This window comes from Roseomonas acroporae (assembly GCF_023223525.1).
Taxonomy (GTDB): Bacteria; Pseudomonadota; Alphaproteobacteria; order Acetobacterales; family Acetobacteraceae; genus Roseomonas_E; species Roseomonas_E acroporae.
In genome coordinates, this window is record NZ_JALPRX010000020.1 from 1 (window position 1) to 10583 (window position 10583).

General features: G+C 75.9%; 11 protein-coding genes. 2 read left to right on the forward strand and 9 right to left on the reverse strand.

All coding sequences use genetic code 11. The annotated features are described in order from the left end of the window. Together M0638_RS05730 and M0638_RS05735 are read left to right on the forward strand one after the other, a co-directional pair. Positions 1-2317, forward strand: a 2317-nt coding sequence (locus M0638_RS05730) for a penicillin acylase family protein (protein WP_248666006.1), incomplete at its 5' end; no start/stop codon positions are given. A gap of 52 nt (positions 2318-2369) precedes the next feature. Continuing rightward, positions 2370-3908, forward strand: coding sequence for a GH3 family domain-containing protein (locus M0638_RS05735; protein ID WP_248666007.1), 1539 nt, complete (start codon positions 2370-2372; stop codon positions 3906-3908). Positions 3909-4186: 278 nt separating this feature from the next. Here M0638_RS05735 and M0638_RS05740 read toward each other — a convergent pair whose 3' ends face one another. The 9 genes from M0638_RS05740 to M0638_RS05780 form a co-directional block, all read right to left on the reverse strand. Beyond that, entirely contained in the window at positions 4187-4633 is a 447-nt protein-coding gene (locus M0638_RS05740; protein WP_248666008.1) for an META domain-containing protein, read from the reverse strand. Further along, positions 4630-4818 (reverse strand): DUF3606 domain-containing protein, encoded by a 189-nt coding sequence (locus M0638_RS05745; protein ID WP_248666009.1) that lies wholly within the window; start codon positions 4816-4818, stop codon positions 4630-4632. The genes M0638_RS05740 and M0638_RS05745 overlap by 4 nt, the downstream gene beginning before the upstream one ends. 176 nt (positions 4819-4994) lie before the next feature. Continuing rightward, on the reverse strand, positions 4995-6626 hold the full coding sequence (locus tag M0638_RS05750) for a cisplatin damage response ATP-dependent DNA ligase (RefSeq protein WP_408903017.1): 1632 nt from the start codon (positions 6624-6626) through the stop codon (positions 4995-4997). Next, complete coding sequence (locus M0638_RS05755; RefSeq protein WP_248666010.1) at positions 6623-7744, reverse strand: ligase-associated DNA damage response exonuclease; 1122 nt, start codon at positions 7742-7744, stop codon at positions 6623-6625. The genes M0638_RS05750 and M0638_RS05755 overlap by 4 nt, the downstream gene beginning before the upstream one ends. A 94-nt stretch (positions 7745-7838) precedes the next feature. Further along, on the reverse strand, positions 7839-8093 hold the full coding sequence (locus M0638_RS05760; RefSeq protein WP_248666011.1) for a DUF6489 family protein: 255 nt from the start codon (positions 8091-8093) through the stop codon (positions 7839-7841). 521 nt (positions 8094-8614) lie between these two features. Further along, the gene (locus tag M0638_RS05765) at positions 8615-9061 is read right to left on the reverse strand and encodes a DUF2155 domain-containing protein (protein WP_248666012.1); all 447 of its coding nucleotides are present in this window, start codon (positions 9059-9061) and stop codon (positions 8615-8617) included. A 17-nt stretch (positions 9062-9078) separates the two neighbouring features. After that, positions 9079-9291 carry a hypothetical protein gene (locus M0638_RS05770; protein WP_248666016.1) on the reverse strand — a complete coding sequence of 71 codons (213 nt, stop codon included), beginning with the start codon at positions 9289-9291 and terminating at the stop codon, positions 9079-9081. A 16-nt stretch (positions 9292-9307) separates the two neighbouring features. Continuing rightward, positions 9308-9892, reverse strand: a complete 585-nt coding sequence (gene mlaD / locus M0638_RS05775) for an outer membrane lipid asymmetry maintenance protein MlaD (protein WP_248666013.1) — start codon at positions 9890-9892, stop codon at positions 9308-9310. 61 nt (positions 9893-9953) lie between these two features. After that, entirely contained in the window at positions 9954-10310 is a 357-nt protein-coding gene (locus M0638_RS05780) for an NADH:ubiquinone oxidoreductase subunit NDUFA12 (protein ID WP_248666014.1), read from the reverse strand. Between the last annotated feature and the right edge of the window lie 273 nt (positions 10311-10583).

Sequence of the window (10583 nt, forward strand, 5' to 3'; positions counted from 1 at the left end):
CGGCGCCACCCGACCGCCCGGCGTCGCGTCGCGCCTCGGCCGGCAGGGGGCGCTGCTGCTCGCCCTCTCCGCGCTGCTGCCGGGCTGCGCCGCGCTCGCGCCCCGGCCGGTCACGGTGGCGCAGCGCATCGCGGCGCTGCCCGCCGAGGGGCTGCCGCTGGACGCGCCGGTCACGCTGCGCTGGAACGACCATCTCGTGCCCTGGATCGAGGCCGGCACGGACCGCGACCTCGCCTTCGCGCTCGGCCTCGTCCACTACCACCTGCGCGGCACGCAGATCGCGGTGATGCGCGCCGTGGCGCGCGGCCGGCTCGCCGAGATCGCCGGACCGCTGGCCACCGACATCGACCACGCGCTGCGCATCCTCGACTTCGGCCACGCCGCGCCCGAGGTGGAACGGCGCTTCCCGCCGGAGACGCGCGCCTTCGTGGAGCGCTTCGTCGCCGGGTTGAACTGGGCGCAGGCCCACACCCGCCGGCCGCCGGAATCCGGCCTGCTCGGCCTCCCGCGCGAGCCCTACACGGTGGCCGACATGCTGGCGGTCGGCCGCCTCGCCGGCAGCGACGTGGACTGGTTCTCCTACTTCACCCTGCTGCCCGGGCGCGGCGGCCCGGGCTACGCGCAACGCTTCCGCCGGATGCGCGAGGCCGGCGGCAGCCTCGCCACCACCCAGACGCGGGCGGACGCCACGGCACTGGCCACGCTGCTCGCCGGCCTGTCGCGCTCGGGCAGCAATTCCGTCGCGGTGGCGCCGGCGCACAGCGCCAGCGGCGCGGCGATGCTGGCCAGCGACCCGCATCTCTCGCTCAACCTGCCGAACCTCTGGCTGCTCGTCGGCATGCGCTCGCCCTCCTACCACGCGGTGGGGCTGATGGTGCCGGGCCTGCCCTTCCTCGGCCTCGGGCGGAACCCCGGGCTCGCCTGGGGCGGCACCAACATGCGCGCCGCCTCCTCCGACCTGTTCGACGTGTCGGCGCTGCCGCCCGGCGAGATCCGCGAGGAGCGCACCCGCATCCGCCGGCGCCTCTGGTTCCCCGCCGCGCGCACCCTGCGCCGCACCGCCTACGGCCCGGTGATGACCGACGCCGCCGTGGTGCCGCACCGCCCCGGCGATGCGATCGCGCTGCGCTGGATCGGCCACGAGCCGACCGACGAGATCACCGCCCTGCTGCGCGCCGCCCGCGCGCGCGACGGCGCCGAATTCCGCGCCGCCTTCGCGGGCTTCGGCGTCTCGGCGCAGAACATGCTCTACGCGGACCGCGCCGGCGGCATCGGCCACGTCCTCGCCACCACCCTGCCCGACCGCCCCGGCCTGCCCGAGACGGACCCGGTGCTGCCCGCCACCGCCGCCAACCTCGCCCCCTGGCAGCGCCTGATCGATGCGCGCAGCCTGCCGGCGCTGATCGACCCGCCCGAGGGGCTGCTCGCCTCGGCCAACAACCGCCCGCCGGCGGCGATGGCCGGCGGCCCGCCGATCGGCATCTTCTTCTCCGACGACGACCGGGTGGAACGGCTGCGCGCCCTGCTGCGCGCCCGGCCGCGCCTGACCCCCGCCGACCTGACCGCCTTGCAGACCGACACCACCTCGCCCCGGGCGGCCGGCCTCGCCGCCGGGCTGCTGGCACGGCTCGACGCGCTGCCGGGCGGCGCGCCCGATCCCGCCCTCCTCGCCCCGCTGCGCGGCTGGGACGGCGATTACGCGCCGGACTCGCGCGCCGCGCTGCTGTTCGAGCTGCTGCTGCGCGGGGTGGTGCGCGGCGTCGCCAACGCCGGGGCCCAGGGCAATTCCGGCGATGGCCTCGCCGGCGGCCGCGGCCCGGAAACGCAATGGGCGTACATCACCACCTTCCTGCTGCGCGACCTCGACGCGCTGCCGGCCGAGGCGCGCGCCACGCTGCTGCGCGAGGCCGTGGCCGGCATGGCGGAAGACGCGGCGCGCTGGGCGGACTGGGGCACGGTGCACCGGCTGCGCGTGGCGCACTGGCTGGTGAACCTGCCCGTGCTCGGCCGCCGCTTCGTGCAGGACAGCTTCCCCGTCGGCGGCTCGCGCGAGACGCCGATGAAGACCGGGCACGGGCTGGTGCAGGGCCCGCACGAGGTCTCCTTCGGCTCCATGGCGCGCCACGTCTCCGACCTCGCCGACCCCGACGCCAACTGGTTCACGCTGTTCGGCGGCCAGGATGGCTGGCTCGGCAGCGACGCCTTCGCGGACCAGGTGCCGCTCTGGCGCGCGCGGCGCGGCATCCGCATGCCGCTGCGGCCGGAGACGGTGGCGGCGGAATTCCCGCACGTCACCACGCTGCGGCCGGCGCCGTGACGCCGCCCACGGGGACGGCCCGGGCGCGGCCGGCCGCGACGGATCCGTCCCGATGAGGCTGCCGACGCCGCCCTTCGATGCCACGCCGCTGCTGCGCGCCTGGGCCGCGCGCCGCCTCGCCCGGCTGCGCGCGCTCGATCCCGCCGCCACCCAGGCGGCCGGGCTGCGCCGCCTGCTGCGACGCGCCGCGCGCACCCGCTTCGGGCAGGCGCACGGCTTCGACGCCATCGGGCGCGCGACCGACGACGACGCGCTGGTCGCCGCCTACCGGGCCCGCGTGCCGCTCCGCCGCTACGAGGATTTCTGGCGCGACTGGTGGCAGCCCGCCTACCCGGCGCTGCGCGACGCCACCTGGCCGGGGACGGTGCCCTATCTCGCCCTCTCCTCCGGCACCACCTCCGGCACCACCAAGTACATCCCGGTCAGCCGCGCGATGGTGCGCTCGAACCGGGGCGCGGCGCTCGACGTGCTGTGCTGGCACCTCGCCGCCAACCCGCGCGCGCGGCCGCTCGGCGGGCTCTCCTTCCTGCTCGGCGGCAGCACCGCGCTGGAGGCCCCCGCGCCCGGCGTGCTCCAGGGCGACCTTTCCGGCATCGCCGCGCGCGAGGTGCCGGCCTGGGCCCGCCCCTGGAGCTTCCCGCCGGCCGACCTCGCCCTGATCGCCGACTGGGACCGCAAGCTCGCCGCCCTGGCCGACGCCGTCCCGGCCGACCGCGTCGCCATCCTCTCCGGCACGCCGAGCTGGCTGCTGATGCTGTTCGAGCAGCTCGAACGCCGCCACGGCCGCCCCGCCCTGCCGCGGCTGGAGCTGCTGATCCATGGCGGCGTCGCCTGGGCGCCCTACCGCGACCGGCTCGCCCCCTTCCTGCCGCCCGGCTGCGCCACGCGCGAGGTGTACCCGGCCAGCGAGGGCTTCCTCGCCATCGCCGACCGTGGCGAGGGCGAGGGCATGCGGCTCGTGCTCGACCGCGGCCTGTTCCTCGAATTCGTCCCCGTGGAGGAGCTGGATTCTCCCGCCCCCACCCGGCACTGGGCCGCGACGCTGGAGACCGGCACGGAATACGCCGTGGTCGTTTCCTCCTGCGCCGGCCTCTGGTCCTACCTCGTCGGCGACACGGTGCGCTTCGTGGAGAGGAACCCGCCGCGCCTGCTCGTGACCGGCCGCACCGCCTGGTACCTCTCCGCCTTCGGCGAGCATCTGAGCGGCGAGGAGATCGAGCGGGCGATCCTGGCGGCCTGCGCGCGGCACGGCGTCGACGCCGCCGAGTACACGGCGGGCCCGGTCTTCGGCGCGCTGCGTGGCCACCACCTCGTGCTGCTGGAACCCACGGCACCCGCCGACCCCGCCCTCGCCGCGCCGCTCGCCGCCGCGCTGGACGCGTCGCTGTCGGCCCTGAACGACGACTACGCCGCGCACCGGCAGGGCGGCCAGCTCGACGCGCCGGCGCTGCGCCTGCTGCGCCCCGGCGCCTTCGCCGGCTGGATGCGTTCGCAGGGCAAGCTGGGCGGCCAGCACAAGGTGCCGCGCGTACTGGCCGACCCGGAACGCTTCGCCGCGCTCGCCTCGTGGATGGAGGGGCCGGGCGCCTGACCGCCGGCCCGACGTTCGAGCGAGCGGCCGCCTGCCCGGAGCCGGGCGGCAGCCAGTGGCGGGAGGCCTGCCGCCTGGCATGATCGGGCGGAGGCCGCTCCGACCTTCGTTTCCGCGCCGCTTCCGGCTCGCGGGCAGGTACGCCCAGCGACTCGGAAAGAGCGGCTTCACGCCGCCGGGCGTGCCCGCCCGCCGGCGATCCGCTCTGGAGCCGTTCCGGCCTTTGCCCCGGCGCATTTTCCGAGCCGCTGAGCGAGGACGCTCAGCTTGAAAATGCTCTAACGCCCGATACTGCCCCTCGGCGCGGCCACGAATTCCAGGCGCGCGCCCGTGCCGGTGAGGTGCAGCGTGCCCGAATTGTCGACCCGCGCGTCACGTACCTGCGCGAGTTGCGCCAGGAAGCGCGTCTCCTGCTGCGACACCACCGGATCGACGCAGGCCATGCGCGTGGTGGCGACGGCGGCGCCCTCGCCGGCCAGGCTGAACCGGCTGCCATCCAGCCGGTAGCCGCCCGTGTAGCGGTTGCAGCCGGCGCTCCCGGATATCCGTCCGTCGGGCGCCAGCAGCAGGGTCACGCGCGAGCCCTCCGCCACCGGCATGCCGCCGATCGTGCGCGCCACCCAGTCGGTGCCGACCACCGCCGGCCCGCCCGTGCTGCCGGCCTGCGCGGCGCAGGCCGAGAGCAGCAGCGCCGCTCCGAACGCCCCGCGGGCGAGGCGCGTCATGGCACGGCCTTCTTGCCCAGCAGCCGTGCCACCGCCGCCGTGGAATCGCCCACCGAATCCACGGCGGCCTCGAGCTGCATCGGCGTCACGTTCCAGCGTTCCGCCCAGTATGCCACCTGCCGGTTGTCGTGCATGTCGATACGGCTGGTGTCCCAGGGAGGCGGCAGGTCGTCATCGTCGGACATCGGCACTCTCCACTCCATCACGCCCGCAACGCACCCGCGGCGGTTCGGATGCGCCGGCACGGCCGACCGGGCGGCGCCCGCCCCCTGCCGGTCCGCACGGATGCGGGCCGGCATGCCTCCCCGGCCAGGCGCGCGGCCGCCCCGCCGATCCCGTGCGCCATTCCGTCCCGCACGGGTCAGGACCCGCGCGGGGCGGTACCGGTCCCCTCGGCCGGATGGTGCTCGATGAAGGCCATCACCGTCTCCAGCCGGTCCGCCTCGCTCGCCGGCTTGTCGGTGCGTATCCGCGCGATGCGCGGGAAGCGCAGCGCGACGCCGGACTTGTGGCGCGAGGAGCGTTGCGCCGCGTCGAAGATCACCTCCAGAACCAGCGCCTTCTCCACCTCCCGCACCGGGCCGAAGCGCGAGGTGGTGTGGTTGCGGATCCAGCGGTCGAGCCAGGCCAGCTCCTGGTCGGTGTAGCCGGAATACGCCTTGCCGATCGGCACCAGCGCCTCGCCGCCCTCGCCGTCCGGCTGCCAGACGCCGAAGGTGTAGTCGCTGTAGTAGCTGCTGCGCTTGCCGTGGCCGCGCTGGGCGTACATCAGCACCGCATCCACCGAGAGCGGCTCGCGCTTCCACTTCCACCACAGCCCCTTCACCCGCCCCGCGACGTAGGGGCTGTCGGCGCGCTTGAGCATCAGCCCCTCGATGCTCGCCGCCCTTGCCCCCTCGCGGATCGCCGCGAGCTGCTGGAAGCCGGCGAAGGCGATCTGCGGCGAGAGGTCCATCCGCGCCGGCGCCACGCGCGCGAGCCACGCCTCCAGCCGCGCGCGGCGCTCGTCGAAGGGCAGCGCGCGCAGGTCCTCGGCGCCGTCGAAGAGCAGGTCGTAGAGCCGGACGCCCACCGGGAAGTCGCGCATCAGCTTCGGCGTCACCGCCTTGCGGTTGAGCCGCTGCTGGAGGTCCGCGAAGGGCGCGACGGCCCCGTCGCGGATCACCAGCAGCTCGCCGTCCAGCACGCCGTGGAACTCCATCGCCTCCACGATCTCCGGGAAGGCGCCGGAGACGTCCTCGCCGCCCCGGCTCCACAGGCGCCGCCCGCCGGCGGCCGCGGAAAGCTGCACGCGGATGCCGTCCCACTTCCACTCCGCGCGCCACTGCGCGGGGTCGAGCGCCGCGATGTCGGCATCCTCCAGCGGGTGCGCCAGCATCAGCGGCCGGAACACCGGCGCGCCGCCCGGATCGGGCCGCTCGCCGCGCCCCTCCAGCCAGCGGAACAGCGGCAGGTACGGGGGCCTGATCCCGTGCCAGACCTCGTCGATCTCGGCCACGTCCCGCCCGGCCCATTCCGCCAGCGCCAGCCGCGCCAGCCGCCCCGAGGCGCCGACCCGCAGCCCGCCCGTCACCAGCTTGATCAGCGCGTAGCGGCCGGTCGCGTCGAGCGCGTCGAGCCAGCCCGCGATCAGCGCCGGCAGCTCGGCCCTGGGCGTCAGCTCCAGCGCCTCGACGACGTCGGCGAGGTCGGGCGCCGGCGCGTTGACGCCCGCCCGCGGCGGCCAGATCAGCGCCACCGTCTCGGCGAAGTCGCCCACGTAGTCGTGGCTGAGTGCCAGCAGCACCGGATCGACCCGCGTCGCCACCAGGTCGCGGATCAGCATCGGCTTGGCGGCACTGAAGGCCAGCTCGCCGGTCAGCGCGGCCAGCCCGACGCCCCGCTCGGGATCCGGCGTCTCCGCGAACCATTGCCGCAGCAGCGCCAGCTTGGCGTTGCGGCCCGGGGTGAAGATCAGGCTGTCGAGCAGCGCCGCGAAGCGGGGCAGGCTCACGCCGTTCCCTCGCCCGTCCCGCTGGCGGCCCCGCTGGCTGCCCCGATGGCCGTCCCGCTGGCTGCCCCGCTTCCGGCGGGCTCCCCGGCCGTGCCGCCGGTGCCCCCCGCGGGATCCGCCTCGCCGCCCTCGTCCTCCTCGCCCAGCCCGACCAGATGCAGCGCCCGCCCGCGCAGGCCGCGCTGCGCCATGGCGTGCACCAGCGCGTCGTCGCGCCCGTGCGTCACCCACACCTCCGGCGCGCCCACCTCGTCCACCGTTCGGTTCAGCTCGTCCCAGTCGGCGTGGTCCGAGATCACCAGCGGCAGTTCCACGCCCCGCGCCCTGGCGCGCTGGCGCACCTGCATCCAGCCGGAGGCGAGGCAGACCACCGGGTCCTGCAGCCGCCTCGCCCAGCGGTCGGCGATCGCGGAAGGCGGCGCCAGCACGATCGCGCCGACGAGCTGCGCCTTGTCGGCCACCGTCGCCGGCCGCAGCTCGCCGAGCGGCACGCCGAAGGATTCGTAGAGGCGGCACAGCGGCAGCAGCGCGCCGTGCAGGTAGATCGGCCGCTCCCAGCCGGCCGCGCGCAGCAGCGCGATCACCCGCTGCGCCTTGCCCAGCGCGTAGGCGCCGATCACGTGCGTCCGCCCGGGGAACAGCGCCACGGAGCGCAGCAGCCGGGCGATCTCGGCCTCGGCCGGCGGGTGGCGGAACACGGGCAGGGCGAAGGTCGCCTCGGTGACGAACACGTCCGGTGCCGGCTCGACCTCGAAGCCCGCGCAGGTCGGGTCGAAGCGGCGCTTGTAGTCGCCCGAGACCACGATCCGGCTGCCGCGCCACTCCACGCAGATCTGCGCCGAGCCCAGCACGTGCCCGGCCGGCCGCAGCCAGACCCGCACGCCGTTCTGCGTCACCACCTGCCCAGGCGCCAGCGCCTGCTGCTGCCGGCCGGCGGCGCCCTCGCCCATGCGCGCGCGCATGATCGCCAGCGTCTCGGCGGTGGCGAGCACCGCGCCGTGGCCGGGGCGGGCATGGTCGGCATGGCCGTGGCTGACCACGGCGCGGTCCACGGGGCGGATCGGGTCGATGAAGAAGCCGCCGGGCTCGCAGTGGAGCCCGAGTGGCGTCACCCGCATCCACTGCTCCGGGTGCGGCCGGCCGGGACGGGGCGCGGGCAGGCACGCGCTCACGCGGGGCGCGGTCCCGCCGGGCCGGCGATGCGTCGCCGCCTCAGCGATCCTCGGACGGCTTGCCGAAGGGCGACTTGAGGAAGCTGGTCATCGCCTTCTGCAGCGCCTCCGGCGTCTGCGGCATGAAGGGGAACCAGGCGCGCATCAGCGCCTCGGGCGTGTCGGCCGAGATCGCGTCCATCATGCGGTCTTGGAGCCGGTTCATCACCGCCTCCTGCATCGGCTTCACGTCGGGCAGGCCGAAGAATTGCCGGGCCTCGTCGGCGGAGCAGTCGATCTCGATCCTGACCTTCACGGCTGCGCACCTCCCGGCGTGCCGCCCGCACCGCCACCAGGACCGGCGGCGAATCCACCACCGACGCGGCAGGGTACGTTGCGGCCTCGTGCCCTGTCACGGCGAACCGGCCCGGCACGGCGTCGCGCCCGGCGCCCGCCCGCCTCGGGACCGGCGGGGCTAGGCGCACGCGCCGGCATGGCCGATGGCGGCCCGGGGCCGGCCGTCCGGTCCGGCCGCCGCGACGACGGGCGCCGGGCTTCCCCAGCGGCGAGGGCGGACGGCGGGGACGGCGCGACGTCGCAAGGCGGGACCTTTCGCGATGGCACGGGCGAACACGGCCTCAACGCCCTTCGGCCCCCCGCGTTCGCCGCCTGCCGCGCGGCGACGGCAACTGTGACCCGGGAGCGTTTCCGGCCGGGCGTATCCGTCCGGCGACCCGGAAAAACCGCGGCGGATCAGGGGCTGGCGCCGTTCCGGCCCGGACACGGCCGGACCGGGGAGGCGCCGGGCGGCGCGGGACTACCGTCGCGCGTGCCTGCTCAGCGGCACTCCAGCACCCGGATGTCGTAGACCGGATGCTCCAGCATGTTCACGCCGGGGGCGTTGGCGAACATCCAGCCGCGGAAGGCCGGCGGCCGGCCGGGCGGGGCCTGGCTGTCGGTGATCTCCATCCAGGCGGCCGCGTCGGGCACCTCGTCGGGCGGCCGGGCATCGCAGGCCCGCACCAGGATGGTCAGCGCGCCGAAGCGCGCCGGCTGGCCGACGCGCGCCTGGAACACCGAGATCCGCGCCGTCACCTTGTCGAGCGCCTGGAGCTGGGCGACCTCCCGGCGCACCCAGGTGGCGTCGAGATCGTCCTCCTCGGGCACGGACGGCGCCGGCTCGGCGGCCGGCGGGTCGGCCCGCGGCACGGTCCACTGCGCCAGGGCGCCCGGCGCCCCCCCGACCGCTACCCCGGCGGCCGCGGCAAGGAGCAGCGCCGCCATCCCGACTCGTCGGGCCCTCACGCGGGCCGCTTCGGGCTGGGCAGGGACTCGACGAGGCCGGTCAGGATGCGCCGCATCGCGGCCTCGTCCACGCCCATCAGCACCGCGTCCTCGAAGGCATCCCGCAGCATGGCCGCCAGCTCCCGGTGGTTCTCCTCCAGCACCTTGAGCTTGTCGCGGCAGGACAGCGGCGCGCCGTCGGTGCCCGGCCAGTGGGCGGGCGGCTCCAGGCTCACGGCCGCCGCCTCACGGCCGCCGCGGGGCCGCTGCCCCGCCGCTCCGGCCACCGGCGCCGGCCGCGCCGCCGCCAGTGGCGCCACCGGACCCGCCCGACGCGCCACCGGCGCCCTGGCTCTCGCGGCTGGTGTTGGAGGCGAGCTGCGTCACCGAGAAGATGAAGCGGCCGAGCAGCGCCTCCAGGCTCACCGAGCCCTGGGTGTCGCTGATCTGGCTGCCGTTCCGCAGGATCTCGTCGGCGCCGCCCGGCACCAGCGCCACGTACTTGCCGCCGAGCAGCCCCTCGCTGGTGATCTCGGCCGAGGTGTCGGTGGGCAGGCGCAGGCCGCCGTCCACGCTCATGGTGAGCACCGCGGCGAAGGATTGCGGGTCGATGCGCTGGCTGGTCACGCTGCCCACCTTCACGCCGGCGATCCGCACGTCGGCGCCGGGCTGCAGCCCGTCGATCCGGTCGAAGCGGGCCGTCAGCGAGAGCCCGCCGCCGCCGCCGCCGGTCGCGCGGCCGGTGCTCGCCAGCGCGTAGACCACGAAGACCACCGCGATCAGCAGCACGACGGCGCCGGTCGCCGTCTCGGCGAAGCCGCGCCCCCTCACCGGCCGTGCTCCGCCCGTCGCCGCGCCATCGGCGCCGCCCCGCCCCGGCCGGAGGCTCCGGTCACGAACCCGGGGTCCAGGCGTCGTAGTCGCCGGCGGTGGCGCGGCGCTGGCCGCCCGCGTAGTCGTGGCCGGCCGGCCGGTACGAGGCCGGCGTGCCGGTCAGGTTCGGCCGGTGCTCCTTCTGCCAGGCGTAGCGCTTAACCTCGGAGAGCGGCGCATCCACCGTGTGGTGCATCCAGGCGTGCCATTCCGGCGGGATGGAGGTCGGGTCGGGGGCGCCCTTGTAGACCACCCAGCGCCGGGTGCGGTCGTACACCGGCTGCTTCGCGGCCGACTCGTAGTAGGTGTTGCCGAACCGATCGGTGCCGACCGCGCGGCCGGCGAGGCGCGCGGAAAGGCGCTGCAGGAAGGACATGCGGGCTCCCTTGGGCGGCAGGGGGGTGCCGCCGCGGATGCGTCATGGAAATCGGGCGCGGCGCAACTTCGCACAAGCCGCGCGGCGGCGCAAAACCGCGCCGGGCCGGGACGGCGCGCCACAGCATCTTGAGGCTGCGGCCCCGGCGCACCCACAAGATGCGCCCTTCCCGCGCCGCCCGGCTTTGCCTAGCATCGGCGCATGGCAAGCACCGCTGGCACGCTCTGGGACCAATTGCCGCTCCGCCGCACCCGCGCCGCGCCGGAGCCGGAC

Coding starts and splice junctions, on each gene's coding strand:
- M0638_RS05735 (WP_248666007.1), top strand. CDS start 2,370: ATGAGGCTGCCGACGCCGCCCTTCGATGCCACGCCGCTGCTGCGCGCC.
- M0638_RS05740 (WP_248666008.1), bottom strand. CDS start 4,633: ATGACGCGCCTCGCCCGCGGGGCGTTCGGAGCGGCGCTGCTGCTCTCG.
- M0638_RS05745 (WP_248666009.1), bottom strand. CDS start 4,818: ATGTCCGACGATGACGACCTGCCGCCTCCCTGGGACACCAGCCGTATC.
- M0638_RS05755 (WP_248666010.1), bottom strand. CDS start 7,744: ATGCGGGTGACGCCACTCGGGCTCCACTGCGAGCCCGGCGGCTTCTTC.
- M0638_RS05765 (WP_248666012.1), bottom strand. CDS start 9,061: ATGGCGGCGCTGCTCCTTGCCGCGGCCGCCGGGGTAGCGGTCGGGGGG.
- M0638_RS05780 (WP_248666014.1), bottom strand. CDS start 10,310: ATGTCCTTCCTGCAGCGCCTTTCCGCGCGCCTCGCCGGCCGCGCGGTC.